Source organism: Soonwooa purpurea (assembly GCF_053891095.1).
Genome location: NZ_JBSSMA010000008.1, coordinates 129,357 through 146,407 on the forward strand (window position 1 = coordinate 129,357; position 17,051 = coordinate 146,407).

A 17,051-nucleotide genomic window follows, 5' to 3' on the forward strand; every position below is an offset into this window, starting at 1 on the left:
AAAAACATAAAAAGAGTTAAAAGTGAAAATTGCTTTTAACTTTTTTTGATGAAGTATATCATAGAGTAAACAAGAAAATTTGTTTTGCTAAAAATCACCTTATTATGAAAAAAATGATTCTTGCAATGGGGCTTATGCTAAGTGGCTTTGCGTTTTCACAATATTATCAAGATACTTATCCAGATTATTATGGTTACGAATATTATGATAATCAATACAGTTATCCCGACGATTATTATTACAATTATCCATCGGATTATTATCCCGATGCCTATTATCAAAACTATTATAACGATTACACCAACAGTATTTCTGGAGTCAATTGGAATAGATTTTTTAATACCTATCGATTAGCACCTTGGCAAGTTCAGGCGATTATTAGCCTTAATAATAGGTTTCCGTCTTATATGGCGTGGAGTGCTTATTATGGCATGAATCCTGACCGTTGGTACTACGACAGATTTTATGAGTTGGAAAGAATTCTTGGACCTCGGGTTTTTGTAACGTACAAAAAAAAATATTATAAAGGCGTAAGCCCAATTGTATATTTCCAAAATTATAGAACGACTTATTATGTTGTACATTATCACGTTCGTCCGAAATATAAAAATGTTAATATTAATAAATACTACGTAGACCGCTCGAATTTTAATGATAGTTGGAAATCTACAAGAAATGTAGCCATGTTGGATACTAAATCTAATACTATTCGTTCTAATACTAATGGGGTTAGAAATCAAAATATGATTTCTGATAATGATAACCGTTCGGGAATAAGAAATACAAATGGAAATTCCCGCAACCATTCGATGATAGAAACGACTAATCCAAATTCTAACATCAGAAATAATGAGGTAAAAAACATTAGAAATTCATCTGATAATTCAAACAGAGATTTTAAAGAAAGTTCTGTGAGAAATACCAGAGATGTAAGATCTAACGGGTCAGAAATTAGAAAAAATTCAAGAAACTCTACACCAAGCTCTATGAAAAGCTCAGGCAATAGAGGATCTCAAAGAAATAATGTGGATGGTTTGAGAAGTACCAAAAGTACTTCAAGAGGAAGGTGAGTTTTTTAGTGTTTGTGTTATTTTGGGAATGGAGAAAGTTTTTTTAGCTTTCTCCATTTTAATTTAGTTATGCTTGAAATTAATTTAACAAATTTTAATATTTAATGATTTAACTTTAATAAAATTAAGCTGTCTAAAAGACATAATGATAAAATTAACTTTTAAATTTAAAACAATGAGAAAAATGATTTTAAGTTCAGCATTCGTCGTATTGGGAACTTTCGCTTTCGCACAGCAAACAACGCCCATGGCAAAAATTAAAAATCCAGAGGCAAAACATCAAAACTATGAAGCCAAACAACAAGAACGTTTAGCAAAGATGAAAACAGATCTTAGTTTGACAGATGCACAACTTGTAAAAATCAAAGAATTGCAAGACAAAAAAAGAGCGGCAAAAGCAGAAGAAATGAAAATGCAACGCCAAGAGATGAAAACAAAAATGCAAAAAAGTGATGAGGATATGAAACAAATTCTTTCACCAGAGCAATACACAAAATGGAAAGAAATGAAAAAACAAAAAATGGCTGAACATAAGCAAATTAGAAAAGCTAAAATGGAGACAGCTAAATAATTGATATGCAAAATCAAGAGTAGGAGTGAACAAGCGTTTACTCCTATTTTTTTGTTAAATAAAGTTAAATATTTATTATATTTGAAGCTAGAATAAAATATTATGGTTTCGGAAAAAATTATTAAACTTATTAATGAGCAAATAACAAAAGAACAATATGCGGCACAGTTGTATTTATCGATGTCTGCATGGTGTTACGCTCAAGATTTAGAAGGTATGGGGAATTACTTTAGAGTACAATCCAAAGAAGAGTTAATGCATTCCGACAAAATGTTTGACTATATCAACAATATTGGCGGAAAAGTTATTTTGGGCACAGTGGATGCGCCACCCCATAATTTCAATAGTGCAGAAGAGATTTTTGAACAAGCTTTTGAACATGAAAAATTAGTCACACAAAGCATTTTCAGTATTGTGAAAGCAGCAACAGAAGAAAGTGATTTTGCAACCACAACTTTTTTGCAATGGTTTGTAAACGAGCAGGTGGAAGAAGAAGCCAGCGCATCGCTTTTGGTTACGAAAATTAATCGAGTTAAGGACAATCCGTCCGCAATGTATCTTTTTGATCAAGAATTGGCGCAACGTGTCTTCACACCAGACAATGGTGCAGCTTAATTTATTTTAAAACCTAAATAACTACCAAATCACAACATGTTTAAAAAAATATTAATAGCCTCAGCTAGTATTAGTTGTGGTTATTTTTTATCGCAACAATATCAGGTCGCAAATATTCCTACAGAATTGCGGAAAAATGCCACTACTGTTATTCGAAAAGATTCTAAAATCTATACGATATCCGCATTTGATAATCTCAATATCAAATACAATAAAGCGACAACCATCCTCAATAAATCGGGAGAGAAAAACGCCAATGTGGTCATTCATTATGATAAATTTGATAGGATAAGTGGTGTGAAAATCAAGATTTTTGATGAGTTCGGGAAGCAAATTCAATCTTATTCTAAAAGTGATTTTCAAGATGTAAGTAGTACAGGCTCTTCTGGATTATACACAGACGATCGAGTTTTGTATTTAGAAATTACAAATTCTAATTATCCTTATACCATAGAAGAAACTTATGAGCTAACTACTTCCAGTACAGCTTTTATCCCAGAGTTTATGCCGTATCGTACAACCAATGTCAGTACAGAAAAAGCAGAATTAAAACTTATTAATAAATCGGGTGTTAAGCTTCGTAAAAAAGTAAATCCAGTGTCGTATGCCAAACTCGAAGAATCCGGAACCGAAAACGAGTTTACGCTTTCGTATAGCAATGTTCCTGCTTTGAAACAAGAAAAATACGCTCCGAGTATTTATACATTAATACCACGGACTGAATTTTCTTTAGAGAAATTTAGTTTGGCTGGCAAAAAAGGAGATTTAACAACTTGGAAAGATTTTGGAATTTGGTATAATACTTTGCTAGAACCAGTCTCCACGATAACGCCAGAAATTCAAAAAGAAGTTGATGATCTTAAGCTTGAAGGCACCGTTTCGGAAAAAGTAAAAACGCTGTATCAATATATGCAAAATAAAACGCGCTATGTCAACGTTGCTATCGGCATTGGTGGTTGGCAACCATTGCCTGCGGATGATGTGCGAAGAAAAGGTTATGGCGACTGCAAAGGTCTTACCAACTATATGCGTGTTTTGTTGAAAGCAGCGGGGATTCCCGCTTATTATGCCATTATTAATTCTGATTTTACACCGAAAAGATTTGATGCAGATTTTCCTAAAATGGCAGGCAATCATATTGTGTTAATGGTTCCGACAGAGAAAGGAAATGTATGGCTAGAAAATACATCTCAAAATATTGCCTTTAACCATATCGGGATTAATAATACTAACAGAAATGTACTATTGGTTAAAGAAGATGGTATAGAGTTGATGGATACGCCGACCTATAAAACCGAAGATAGCCACGAAAAATTAAAATTATCCGCTAAAATTTTTGAAGATAACTCGATAGCGGGTGTTGCTGATTTTAATTTTACAGGCGGATTGTACGATTATATGCTATTCATGGCGAATGCCGCAAAAGATGATCAAAAGAATGCTTTGAAATCGATATATTCGAATCTGAAATTCCAAGATTTGAATATTCAGAAAGTTGACAATAACCGCGATATAGCAAAACTGAATCTTAATTTTGATTTTAAAGCGAATAACTATTCCAAAAAAATGGGAGATGATATGTTTTTCAGCGTCGTTCCGTTTATTGAAAGCGGATTTTATTTAGATTCTTCCGAAGAGCGCTTTAGCCCAGTGGAAATTCCGTTTGCTTACCACGATCATTATGAGATTGAATATAGTATTCCTCAAAATTATACAATTGCAACAATTCCCGAGGCAACAAAGTTGACATCAGAATTTGGAGAATATCAACTTTTAGTAAGTCACCAAGAAGGGAAAGTCGTAGTAGAAAGACAGATGAAACTTAACAAAATGTTGTTGCAACCTGAACAAATTAAGGCTTACCAAGAATTCAGAAAAAAAATTAACACCACAGATAACGCGAAAATATTATTAAACAAAATTTAATTTATGAAAAAAAATATACTAATGACAGCGATGTTGTTTGGGACAATGCTTTTTGGACAACATAAATTCTTAAATATTCCAAAACTTGATCAAAACGACATTATAGCGACTGCCAATACTTCGGATCCCAAAGCGCCTGCCGAAATATTATTTAATGCTTATCATTTTTTAATTGATAATACGGGATATATGACACTCGAAGTTATCAAAAGAGTTAAAATTTATGATAAAAATAATGCTAAAGAATTTCTAAATGTAGAGATTCCTCTCAGATATAATGGTGGCGACCGCGAGTCTGTCAGCGGATTGAAAGCTGCAACCTATAACTTTGAAAACGGTAAAGTTGTTACAACAAATATTGATAAAGAATCTAGATTCAAATCCAACGAAACCAAAAATGTTGATATCCTGAAATTTGCTTTTGCAAATGTTAAAAATGGCTCTGTCTTAGAATATAAGTACAAATTTAGTACACCATTTTATTATGCGATTCCGCGTGTTATGGTAGAAGCGTCGGTACCTGTTAAGTATTTTGAATATGTTTTTGACTTTCCCAATTATCTAGGATATAGCGTTAATTATCAAGGTTCTCTAGGGCCAACGCATCGTGATGTTGGCGAAAGACATTTGTATGGCGAAAGTTACAAAACCGTGAGATATGCGTATGAAAATATTAAAGCTTATAAAGACGAAAAATACGTTTACAATGTTGATAACTATCGTACAGCGATTCGCGCAGAATTAGCAAGTACCAATTTTCCGATTACAGATGGAAATAACGTGAATGAAGTAAGAGGGGGCTTCAAATCATATTCTGTGACTTGGGAAGATCTTCGAAAAACAATTTTGAAAGAAGACGATTTTGGAATCGAGCTTGGGAAAATGGGCGCGGTAAGAGATTTGTTGCCTTCTGATATTAAATCTATTCCCAATGAAGCAGCTCGTGCAGATGCTATTTTAAAATTTGTTCAAAAAAATTATACTTGGAACAAGAAAGTTACAGGTTGGACAGAAGACGGCATTCGTAATTTAATCTCAAAGAAAATCGGAAATTCAGCAGAAATTAATTTGTTATTAACAATGTTGATGAGAAGTGCCGATCTCAAAGCGAATCCTGTTATTCTTCCGACTAAAGAGCGCGGTATTCTTAACTTTATTTCGCCGTCTTTGTCTCAGATTAATTATGTGTTGGCTTCTGTAGATATTGCTGGAAATCTTAAGTTTTATGATGGCACGTCAAAATATTCTTCAGCCAATGTTTTAGCACCAAGAGCTTATAATTATTACGGCTACCTTATCCGCGAGAAAGAAGGCGTGCAGGTTAATATTGTACCCGATGGGAAAAGTTCGACAACGCAAATTGTGAATGCTAAATTCAATACCGACATTAGTTTTTCGGGCGATTTTTCGGATATAGATACGAAGTTGTACGCATTAGCCTCTACAGAATCTTATGAGAAAGATGCCGACGACTATTTTAAAAATTATAAGGAAGATTATAAATTCCCAATAGAAAATATGAAAGGCGAGCGCCAAGAAAACGGGAATTTTATTACGAAATTCAATTTTAATGCTGATAGTTTTGTAGATGGTATTAACGGAAAATACGTCTTTAATCCGTTATTATTTTTGTACCGAAAAAATCACGATTTCGATCAGGAAGATGCAAGAAGATCGCCTATAGAAATGCTTTCTGGTTATGACCGTGTTAAAAAAGTAAACATCGAATTGCCAGATGGCTATGTTTTTGAAAATCTTCCGAAATCAAAAAAATTCCGCACAGAAGATAATTCGATTGTTTATAATTATGTGGTAACACAATCGGGAAATAAGTTAACTGTAGAATCGACTGTTTCTGTTGATGATCCTATTTTTCCAGCGGCATATTATCCAGCTTTCAAACAAGTTTTTGACCATATAACCAATATGGAAGCCCAAGTGGTAACGGTTTCTAAAAAGTAACAAAAAAGGACTTAGATTTTTCTAAGTCCTTTTTTGTTTTTAAACATAAATCAAAACGCATTCTAAAACTTTTTTTCCAAGCTTTTCAAATGCAAGTCTGTAGGCTTCAATTTGTTTTTGATGGTCATCTTTTTTTTCTCCAGTTTTAAAATCGATGATAATAAAACCATTTTCTGTTTCTAAAAGTCGATCAGGACGCAAAACCTTTATTTCATTATTTTCAGAAATCATAATATCGCGCTCGTTGATGCTTTTCGTCTCTGGGAGAAAATACTTGCCATATTCGTCAGAATTTACAATTTGTAAAATTCTATTTTCTATTTCTATGCGTTCTTGAGAAGTGAAAAGTCCTTCCAACTCATAACGTTCCAAAACCTGCTGAACATCCAATTTTGATTTTATTTTAGCCAAAATTTCATGAACAAAAATACCAAGTCGAACTTTCTCAATTCTATTTTGATAACTTTTGCTAGGTGTGGCTATTTTTATAGAATCAGGATTCTTATTTTCTTTTGTTAATGCGTTGATGGATAGCTTTTCAACGGTGTTTTTAGGTTTGTATTTTTGCTTTTTTAAATCCGATTCGTCGATAGGATAAAGATCGAATTCATTTACCGCTTCATCATTTGCAGAAACTGGTTTTTTAGTTTCTATAAAATCCAAAATTTCAAGATGATTAGCTGATTTGTTTGGTTTTTCTAAGTAAAGATAAAGCTGTTCTACCGCGCGCGTGGTCGCAACATATTGTAGGCAAAACCGATCAATTTTATTTTTATATTCATTGTCTTGGTTAAAGGCTAACATCTCTTTGTCGTACTCCAAAAGTTTTTGGTTGAATCCAGAAATATTAACTTTTTTCAGCTCGTCAGAACTTCCAAGATCAAACCATTCCGAGAATTTGGCATCTTTATTTTCGTTGCGCATCGGGAGCATCACAACCGGAAATTCCAAACCTTTGGATTTGTGTATGGTCATCATTTTGACTGCGTCGATGTTTTCGCTGGCTTGTATGCTTTGGTTAATGCCTTCTTCTTCCCAATATTTTAAAAAATCTTGGATGGTTGCACCCGCATTTTGAGTATAATTAAACAGCATTTCCAGAAAGTTTAATAAGAAGTCAACCTCTTTATTTTCGACGGAGAATGTTTGTAAAAAATGTTCAATATAGTTATAGAGGTTTAAGTTCAAAATATTTTCTGAACTAAGGTCTAGATTGTATTTTGCTTTTAATTTAGCATTAATTTCATCGAAGTTTTTAGTTTCGAGAATGTATAAAACTTCTGTAGTAAAGTCTTTTATTTCTATTCGACCAATGTGGTTGAGGTAATATAAGTTTTTTATGAAAAATTGAAAATTGTTGGGATGTGTTTTCCAATTTAAAAATTCGATTAAAGCTTTTATAGTGTAAGATAATCCAATGGTTAATCCGCTGTCAGAAATGCTTTTGATGTATTGTTGTTGTCCTTTGTAATCTACAAGTTGTTGTCCCAAAAGATCCGAAAAGTTGAAAATGTCCGAATTTCCTCGGCATAAGATACAAATGTCCGAAAACTCAAATCCGTTGTCAATACAATTCTGAATGTCATCGCGCATTTTGACAACCGTATCTAGATAGTAGATTTCTTTTTTATCATTTTCGATGAGGTTGACCCGCACGCGACCATTGATTTTGGATTGTGCATTTTGTGTTGCCGCTTCACCAAAAATATATTGATGGATGGGTTTCAGATCTCGAGAAATACTGTAATACAGCTGGTTGTTGAAGTCAACGATGTTTTTTGCACTTCGCCAATTGTGTTCCAGATTGACAATTTCTGCTTTCTGATAAACCTCTTCGTTATGGCTGATAATGTCCAACATCAACTGACTTTCGCCACCACGGAATCTGTAAATACTTTGTTTAGGATCGCCGACCAAACTAAAACTTGTATTGTTACTCGCAATGGCGTTGTCTCGCAAAGGTTTGAAATTTTCCCATTGCATTTTTGAAGTATCCTGAAATTCATCAAAAAAGAAATGCTGAAACTGCGTGCCGACTTTTTCATATATAAATGACGAAGGTTCCGATTTTAGGTTTTCATTAATCAGCACATTGAATTTTGATAACAAAACCAAGTCGTTTTCGGTTTCGATGTCTTTTAGTTTGTTTTGTATATCGGCATTCACTTTTAGAGGAAGCAGTGCGTCAAGTATTTTTTTATTTCGTTCGATGTTAATATACTTGGCGATAAGTTCCAGCCGAATTTCCAATAATTTTGACAACAATGCCTGGATGTCAGCATCTCGTTTCTTGCCTTTTGCAGAAGCGCCTTTGTTGAAATTTGCTAAGGCTTTTTCCTCATTGCCAGGAAGTGGAAATGTATCGCGTTCGTCCCGATAAAATTTAACGACTTCATGAAAGAATTTGGCAATACTTCCGACATTACCTCCAGAAAAATCTTCTATGTTAAGATCTTGTGCTTCTAATGTTTGGATAATTTCTTTCGCTATAACCAAAGATTGGTGTTTGTCATTTTTTATCTGACTTCGTATTTCTTCTTTTTTCAGTTCGTAAGCTTTCCATTCGAAATTTTTATTCTCGGAAAGTGCTTCATAATGTGTATCGCTAATGAATTTTTTTGCAGAATCGTATAGATTTTTATTAATGTTAATTCTCGTTTCGTTGTCCAAGCCGTAGTTGACAAAATCCATAAAAGCTTCAGAAACCTGATTTTCATCACCAATTTCATTGAGCAATTGGTCAACAGCTTCTATTAAAAAAGGTTCGGGATTCATTTCCAAATTGAAATTTTGAGCAAGTCCCAATTCGTAAGTGAAACTTCTTACCAGACGCGCATTGAATTTGTCAATCGTGCCAATATTTAAAGTCGAGTAATGGTGCAAAATGTAATCTAAAACCTGTTTAGCACGATCGTGCAAATCATCTATGCTTATATGAACACCTTCTTGGTCAAATTCTGATTTGATGCTTTGTAATTCGGGGTTGTCTGTATAATTTTCTTTTGTAAATGCGTGCAGCCATTCGAGAATTCGCTCTTTCATCTCATTGGCTGCTTTGTTGGTAAATGTCAAAGCTAAAATATGACGAATATTATCGGCTTGTTTGGGATAACGCAAACAGATTTTCAGTAAGTTTTTTACAAGACTATAGGTTTTGCCAGAGCCAGCCGATGCGTTGATGACAAGATAAGAATTTTGCATTCTGAAGAAATTTAGGCACAATTTAGCCTAAACTTGGAAATCTTCAAAATTTAGTCTTCTATATTGTAGGTAAGTCTGAAAGATTTTCTGTGATGAATTGTAGGCCCGAATTCCATCAAAGCACGTTGATGGGCTTTGGTACAATAGCCGAAGTTTTTCTCCCAAGCGTATTGTGGATATTGTGCTGCGAGGTCTATCATCAATTTGTCTCTGTAGTTTTTTGCAATAATTGATGATGCTGCGATAGACAAAAATTTTGAATCCCCTTTTATAAAACAATGGTGAGGAATGTCATTATAAGGATTGAATTTATTGCCGTCAACTAAGATAAGCTCTGGTCTTGTTTTGAGGCTGTCGAGTGCCAGATGCATGGCGTGAATGCTAGCTTGCAAAATGTTGTGTTTGTCAATGTATTCTGGCGGAAGTTCTGCAATTGCATATTCTACAGCGTTGTTTTTGATATAAGAATCTAGCTCATTTCGCTGTTTAAATGTTAATTTTTTTGAATCTTTAATGAATTTTTGGTTAAAATTTTGATCGATTATAACCGCAGCAGCGACAACAGGACCGGCCAAACAGCCTCTTCCGACTTCATCGCAACCGGCTTCTATTAGCTTATTTGTGAAACTTTTAGAAAGTTTTACTTCTGTGTTCATTTGGCAAATTTATTAATAATTGAAGTATTTGTTAAATAAAAATTAAGAATTTTTTAACTTTTTTATTGTTTATATTCAGAAAGTTTTGCAAATTTGTTTTATTGAAAAATTTAATTTGATATGAAAAAATTAACAGCTAGCGTTTTAGCAGTAGTGTTAAGCTCTTCAGTTGCAATGATATCTGCGCAAACTAAACCGAGCGACACGCTGAAGCAAACCGATATCGAAGGTGTTGTTGTAACAGCACTAGGTATTAAAAGAGAGAAAAAATCTTTAGGTTATGCATCTCAGGAAGTTAAGGGTGAAGTTTTGTCTGATGCAGGTCAGACTAACGCAGTTAGTGCATTATCTGGTAATGTAGCTGGTGTGCAAGTAACTGCTCCTTCTTCAATGGGAGGTTCTACAAGAATTACAATGAGAGGGGTTAGTTCACTTACGGGTGAAAACAGACCGCTTATCGTCGTGGATGGTGTGCCATTAGATAACTCGAATGTTAACAGTGTTGACACTCAGAGAGGAGCTGGTGGACGTGACTATGGTGATGCAACTTTTGATATCAACCCAGATGATATTGAATCTGTAACGGTTCTAAAAGGTGGCCCTGCAGCTGCATTGTACGGGGCCCGCGCGGGAAATGGTGCGATTATCTATACCACTAAATCTGCTAAAAGAGGAAGAACAGAGGTTCAGTTTAACACTGGGGTTGCTTTTGAGACGATCAACATTAGACCAAAATTACAAAGAATGTATGGTGGTGGTGCCGAAATGGCATTAGCACAACAAGATATTAATGGTACAATGTATAATTTAGCTGATTATAGCTATGATGAATCATGGGGACCAAAATATGACCCAAATTTATTATACCTTCCTTGGAATGCATTTGATCCTGAATTTGCATCAGATTATATGAAAGCTGTTCCTTGGGTTGCACCGAACAAAGATGTTGATGACTTCTTTAGAGTAGGTTCTACTTATACCAATAACTTCTCGGTTTCTAAATCTTTTGATAATACCAATGTCAGATTGTCATACACGAATACTAAAATTAATGGTATAGTGCCTAATTCTGATATTAAAAAGGATAACTTTAGTATTAATTTAAATACTACACTTTCTGAAAAATTAAAAGCTGAAGCTATTTTTAATTTTGTTAGAACAGAAGGTTATAACAGACCTGAGCAAGGTTATGGTGATAACTCAGTAGCACAAAAATTCTATCAATGGGGACAACGTCAACTAGACATGTACAAGTTGAAGGATTATAAGCTGGCTAGTGGTGCTCAAAGATCATGGAACAGAACGGCATGGGATGATCCAACACCTTTGTTCTCAGACAACCCATATTGGACGATCTATGAAAATACATCTGCTGATAGAAGAGATCGTTTTTACGGTAATGCAGGACTTACTTATAACTTCTCTAAGAAAGTATATCTAAGTGCAAAAGTGTATGGTGATACTTATAGTCAAACAATTACATCTCAAGTAGCAGTTGGGTCTGCAGCACCTGCAGAGTTTAATATCCAAAAAAGAAATGTATCAGAATATAACTACGAAGGTAGATTACATTATAATGACAATTTTGGAGATTTAAGTTTAAACTCTTTAATCGGGGTTAACTATATGAACAGAAGAGGAGATGTTCTTAATGGTAATTCAGTAGGTGGGTTAATTATTCCTAATTTATATAACTTAAGCAACTCTGTTGAACCTGCACAGGCTACTAATTCTTCTACGCATTGGGCTACAAAAAGTATTTTTGCTTCCGTATCACTAGGATATAAAGATTTCTTATATGTTGAAGCTACTGCTAGAAATGACTGGTTCAGTATGTTGAATGATGACATATTCTATCCATCAGTAACGGGTAGTTTCGTGTTCTCTAATGTCCTTAAAGCAGATTGGTTATCTTTTGGTAAGTTAAGAGCTGGTTGGTCAAGAATTGGCGGAGGTAGTGATCCATATATTAGATATACTTATACTACAATTGGAACACCTTTTGGAGGAGATCCAATATACTCAATGCCAGCGACATATAATAATCCACTAATTAAGCCAGAGATGAAAACAACTAAAGAAATTGGTCTAGAAGCTAGTTTCTTTAAGAATAGATTTGGATTCGATGTAACTTATTATGATGTTAAAACAGAAGACCTTATTATTCCTGTAGCTATAGACCCTGCAAGTGGTTGGGGAGCTAAGAGAATTAATGCAGGTGAAATGAGTAACAAAGGTATCGAAGCAATGGTTAATGTAACTCCTATTAAAACATCAGATTTTAGCTGGGATCTTAACTGGAACTTCACGAAGAACAAAAATAAACTTATTGAGTTAGATGGTTCTTTAGAGAATCTAATTCTTACAAATGCGCCATTTAGAGCTCAATTAGCGGCTCAAGTTGGTTATGCTTATGGGGCTATTTTAGGAACAGATTTTGTTTATGACGATGCTGGAAATAAGGTTGTTGGTTCAAACGGATTCTATAAAGCTTCTGCAATTAAGGTTTTAGGTTCTGTTCTTCCAGATTACAATATGGGTATACGTAATACTTTTAAATACAAGAATCTAAGTCTTTCATTCTTACTTGATATCCAGAAAGGAGGAAGCTATTTCTCAACATCTCACATGTGGGGTATGTATTCTGGTATGTTAGAAGAAACTGCATTAGGAGGACATCGTGAAGATGGTGTAATTTTAGCTGGTGTTAAAGAAAATGGTCAAGCTAATGATATTAAGCTAGATGCTGCTACTTGGGGGGGGTCCTATTATAATACTGTTGATAGACAAAACGTTTTCGATGCTAGTTATATTAAGTTAAGAGACCTAACGATTGGTTATGATTTACCAAAATCAATTATTGGAGACGCACTTTCAGCAGTAAGAATCTCAGCATTTGCGAGAAACTTATTTGTATGGAATCTTGATTTCAAAGGTGTAGATCCTGAAAATACAACCTACGGTTCTGGTAATATTCAAGGTTTAGAAGGTGGTTCATTACCATCAACAAGAACATTTGGATTCAATGTTAACTTCAAATTCTAATTCAAAATGAGAAAAATAATTTCAATAATTTCAGTTTTAAGTTTATCATTAGCAGTTACAAGTTGCTCAGATAAATTTGATGAAATCGATAACAACCCCAACTCTACTCAAAGTCCACTTCCAACAGGATTATTTAATAGTGCTAATAAGGAATATATGGATTTTACAAGAGATCAATGGGTTTCAGGTAGAATGATTTTGCCTTGGGTTCAATACTCTGCACAAAGACAATACACGGAAGAAGATAGATATCAATACCGTTTAACTAGTGGAACGCAATTGTGGTCACGTTCTTATTATGTTGCAACGGATTATAAAAAGATTATCGATCTTAATACAGATCCAAAAACTAGAGCACAAATGTCTGTTTATGGAGACAATGATAATCAGGTTGCCGCATCTAGAGTTATGTTAGCCTATGTTTTCTTGAATTTAGTAGACAGTTTTGGTGACGTACCTTATTATTCTTTCGGAAATAGTGATCCAGACTTCCAAGCTTTAAATATTGAGTTAACAGCACAACCAAAATTTGCGAGTCAAGCTAAAATATATGCCGATATTCTGAAAGAATTAAAAGAGGCAGCTAATATGATTCATGTTGATAAAGATGTATTCGTTTCTGGTGATCAACTTTTTGGAGGTGATGCAACTAAACTTAAAAAGTTCGCTAATTCTTTACGACTTAGAGTTGCTACGAGAGTTAAAGGTACTGTTCCAGGAGCTGAAGCGCATATCACTGATGCTATTGCTTCAGGAGTTATGACTTCTAATGCTGATAATGTTGCTGTAACTTATGATAATAATTTAATTAATCCATCACCATTCTTCAGTGCTTATTTAACGAGATCAGACTTTGCTATATCTAAAACTTTTGTTGAATTGTTGAAAGGAGAAGTAGGAAGTTATGGGGTTGACCCAAGAATTTTCAAATATGCAGCGCCTTTAAGTGTTAAAGTTAATAATATCAGAAACCAATCTAACCAAAGTATGGAAGCAACTGATATTAGCGAAATAGCTGGTATGCCTTACGGTGTTCCTAGTACATTGGCCTCCAGCCAAGCTCCATCATCAAGCTTCTTTGGCGCAGAAATTATGAGACCTGCTTATAGTGAAATTTTCATGGAATATTCTGAAGTAGAATTCTTACTAAGTGAAGCCAATGGATGGGATCAAGCCCATTATGAAAAAGGAGTTAAAGCATCTATGGAAAGATGGGGAGTTGCTAGCGATAAAATTGATGCTTTCGTAGCTAGTTTGCCAGCAGCAAGCGCTCAGAATGTAATTACACAAAAGTATGTTGCTTTGTATATGCAACCATTTGAATCATGGGCTGAATATAGAAGAACAGGTTATCCAAACCACCTACTTAAACCAGGTATGACAGCTAACCTTAACACGGCCACAGCTGCAGGGGTTACAACCTATACTTTTACATCACTTATCGCTGATTTAACGGATTTGCCAAATAGAATTTTCTATCCAACAAACGTTCAGACTTTAAATACAGCTAACTATCAATCAGCTTCTCAAGCAATTGGAGGAGATAAAATGAATACTAAACTTATCTGGGATAAAAACTAAGATTTGTGAGTAATATTTCAAAACCGCCTTCGGGCGGTTTTTTTATTTTCGTAACTTTGCGAATATTTTTAGAGAATGAATATTAAAGACAGTATACAGCAGAAGGTTTCTGAAATTGTTAATAATTTATACCAAGTTCAGGATATTAAGCTTGAGGTACAACAAAATAAAACCGATTTCGAAGGGGATTTCACTGTCGTGGTTTTTCCATTGGTCAAACTACTTAAGAAAAGTCCAGATGCTATCGGGCTAGAATTAGGTAATGAGCTTACCAACGAAGTGGATTATATTGACAGTTTTTTGACCGTAAAAGGATTTTTAAATCTTAAAGTTAATAACACTTTCTTTTTAGATAATTTTGAAAATACATATTCAGATTTTGATAATGTAGAAGCAAAAAATCAAACGGTAATGGTGGAATACTCTTCGCCAAACACCAACAAACCGCTTCATCTCGGACACATCAGAAACAATCTTTTAGGTTTTTCGGTAGCACAGATTTTAGAAGCAGATGGTTATGATGTTATAAAAACTCAAATTATCAACGACCGTGGCGTGCATATTTGTAAGTCGATGTGGGCATGGGAAAAGTTTGGAAATAATACAACACCAGAATCAGAAAATCTTAAAGGCGACAAGTTAGTTGGTAATTTTTATGTAGAGTTTGATAAAAACCTAAAATTAGAAGTTGCCAAATTAATTGCTGAAGGCATTGATGAAGAAACTGCTAAAAGACAAGCACCGTCAATGTTAGCAGTACAACAAATGTTGCTTGATTGGGAAAATGGTGTAGAAGAAGTTCGTGACTTGTGGACCAAAATGAATTCGTGGGTTTATGCTGGATTTAACGAAACCTATCAACGATTAGGTGTTGCCTTCGATCAGGTTCAATACGAAAGTAATACTTATATTTTAGGAAAAGATATCATACAAGAAGGTCTTAGAAACGGAGTTCTGTTCAAAAAAGAAGATGGTTCAGTTTGGGCGGATTTAACAGATGAAAATCTCGACCAAAAATTGTTGTTGAGGTCGGATGGTACTTCCGTATATATGACGCAAGATTTAGGCACAGCGGTTGAACGTTTTAAGGATAATGACATTCAGAAATTAATATATACAGTTGGTAACGAGCAGGATTATCATTTCCAAGTATTGTTTTTAATTCTTAAAAAATTAGGTTATTCTTGGGCAGAGCAATTATTCCATCTGTCTTACGGCATGGTAGAGCTCCCTAATGGAAAAATGAAATCTCGCGAAGGAACTGTTGTAGATGCAGATGATCTAATGCAAGAAATGTATTTGACAGCCAAGGAAAAATCTCAGGAGTTAGGAAAACTAGAGCATCTTAATGAACAAGAAAAAGAAGAATCTTATGAAAAAGTAGGAATCGGGGCGCTTAAATATTTTATTCTGAAAGTCGATCCGAAGAAAAAAATGCTCTTCAATCCAGAGGAAAGTATAGATTTCAACGGAAATACAGGGCCTTTTATTCAATATACTTATGCCCGTATTCAATCTTTGTTATCAAAAGCTAATTATCAGAAAGCTGAAATATCCAAAGCGTACGGAATTAACGCAAATGAAAAAGACTTGATAATGATACTTTCTAATTTTAAGGAAGTTATTTCAAAATCGGCAGAACAGCTAAGCCCTGCTTTGGTTGCGAACTACGTTTACGATTTGGTGAAAGTATATAATTCTTTCTATCAAAATAATCCAATCTTAAACCAAGAAGATAAAAATATCGTACAATTCAGATTGCAAATTTCAGATTTAACAGCCAAAACAATTAAAAAGTCCTTGTCTTTACTCGGAATCGGTGTTGTTAATAGAATGTAATTCTTGCCTATTAAAAATTAAAGCTGTCAATTTTGGCAGCTTTTTTATACATATATATGTATCTCAACATTCAGTACTCATTCGGTTGTATAAGATTACACTTTATAAGATAAACATTATATAATCAATTAAAGCGAGCTTCTTTTATTCACACGAATAATCAATTGTTGTGGAAAAAAGTTTTTTATTTATAAGTATTTGATAGATAGTATTTAAGTGATGTTATTTATCCACAATATTAACTGGATGTTAATTAGTTTTGGAATCAATTGTAAAAACGCCCTACATTTGCAGAACCAAAAAATGGTAGAGAAGCTGCTTTTAGAAATTAAGTTTAAAAAGAATTAAGATTTAATTTGGATTTAATAGGATAAAGTTTTTATCTTTGCCACACTTTTGAAACAAAAAGCAGCGCAGAAGAGGATAGAAATAAATTTAGAGATTGATTATAGTTTTGAAAATTTTTTTAAAAAAAACTTTCAAAAACATTTGGTCAGTTTGGAAAAAGTTTTTACTTTTGCACTCGCAAATCGGCAGACAGATGACAGAAACAGTATGCTGATTTATGCGAAAAGAACGAAGTTC

At 34.1% G+C, this 17,051-nt stretch carries 11 protein-coding genes; 9 read left to right on the plus strand and 2 right to left on the minus strand.

What is annotated here, in order from left to right:
* The first annotated feature begins 104 nt into the window (after positions 1 to 104).
* From ACVFVN_RS09355 to ACVFVN_RS09375, 5 genes are all read left to right on the plus strand, one after another.
* The gene (locus ACVFVN_RS09355) at positions 105 to 1,070 is read left to right on the plus strand and encodes a hypothetical protein (protein WP_456235036.1); all 966 of its coding nucleotides are present in this window, start codon (positions 105 to 107) and stop codon (positions 1,068 to 1,070) included.
* Between the two features lie 247 nt (positions 1,071 to 1,317).
* The gene (locus ACVFVN_RS09360) at positions 1,318 to 1,641 is read left to right on the plus strand and encodes a hypothetical protein (RefSeq protein WP_456235037.1); all 324 of its coding nucleotides are present in this window, start codon (positions 1,318 to 1,320) and stop codon (positions 1,639 to 1,641) included.
* 102 nt (positions 1,642 to 1,743) lie between these two features.
* Positions 1,744 to 2,256: a ferritin gene (locus ACVFVN_RS09365; RefSeq protein ID WP_456235038.1), complete on the plus strand. Its 513-nt coding sequence runs from the start codon at positions 1,744 to 1,746 to the stop codon at positions 2,254 to 2,256.
* Positions 2,257 to 2,292: 36 nt separating this feature from the next.
* Positions 2,293 to 4,182, plus strand: a complete 1,890-nt coding sequence (locus ACVFVN_RS09370; protein ID WP_456235039.1) for a DUF3857 domain-containing transglutaminase family protein — start codon at positions 2,293 to 2,295, stop codon at positions 4,180 to 4,182.
* A gap of 3 nt (positions 4,183 to 4,185) precedes the next feature.
* Positions 4,186 to 6,144 (plus strand): transglutaminase domain-containing protein, encoded by a 1,959-nt coding sequence (locus tag ACVFVN_RS09375; RefSeq protein WP_456235040.1) that lies wholly within the window; start codon positions 4,186 to 4,188, stop codon positions 6,142 to 6,144.
* Between the two features lie 39 nt (positions 6,145 to 6,183).
* On the opposite strand, the gene ACVFVN_RS09380 is transcribed toward ACVFVN_RS09375, so the two are convergent.
* Positions 6,184 to 9,345: a UvrD-helicase domain-containing protein gene (locus ACVFVN_RS09380; RefSeq protein ID WP_456235041.1), complete on the minus strand. Its 3,162-nt coding sequence runs from the start codon at positions 9,343 to 9,345 to the stop codon at positions 6,184 to 6,186.
* Positions 9,346 to 9,395: 50 nt separating this feature from the next.
* Positions 9,396 to 10,001, minus strand: coding sequence for a ribonuclease HII (locus ACVFVN_RS09385; protein ID WP_456235042.1), 606 nt, complete (start codon positions 9,999 to 10,001; stop codon positions 9,396 to 9,398).
* A 120-nt stretch (positions 10,002 to 10,121) separates the two neighbouring features.
* Between ACVFVN_RS09385 and ACVFVN_RS09390 the strand changes: the two genes are divergently transcribed.
* The 4 genes from ACVFVN_RS09390 to ACVFVN_RS09405 all read left to right on the plus strand — a co-directional run.
* Positions 10,122 to 13,046, plus strand: coding sequence for a SusC/RagA family TonB-linked outer membrane protein (locus ACVFVN_RS09390; RefSeq protein ID WP_456235043.1), 2,925 nt, complete (start codon positions 10,122 to 10,124; stop codon positions 13,044 to 13,046).
* Between the two features lie 6 nt (positions 13,047 to 13,052).
* The gene (locus ACVFVN_RS09395) at positions 13,053 to 14,627 is read left to right on the plus strand and encodes a SusD/RagB family nutrient-binding outer membrane lipoprotein (protein WP_456235044.1); all 1,575 of its coding nucleotides are present in this window, start codon (positions 13,053 to 13,055) and stop codon (positions 14,625 to 14,627) included.
* Between the two features lie 75 nt (positions 14,628 to 14,702).
* Positions 14,703 to 16,466, plus strand: a complete 1,764-nt coding sequence (gene argS, locus ACVFVN_RS09400; protein WP_456235045.1) for an arginine--tRNA ligase — start codon at positions 14,703 to 14,705, stop codon at positions 16,464 to 16,466.
* 396 nt (positions 16,467 to 16,862) lie between these two features.
* Positions 16,863 to 17,051, plus strand: a 189-nt coding sequence (locus ACVFVN_RS09405) for a hypothetical protein (RefSeq protein WP_456235046.1), incomplete at its 3' end; no start/stop codon positions are given.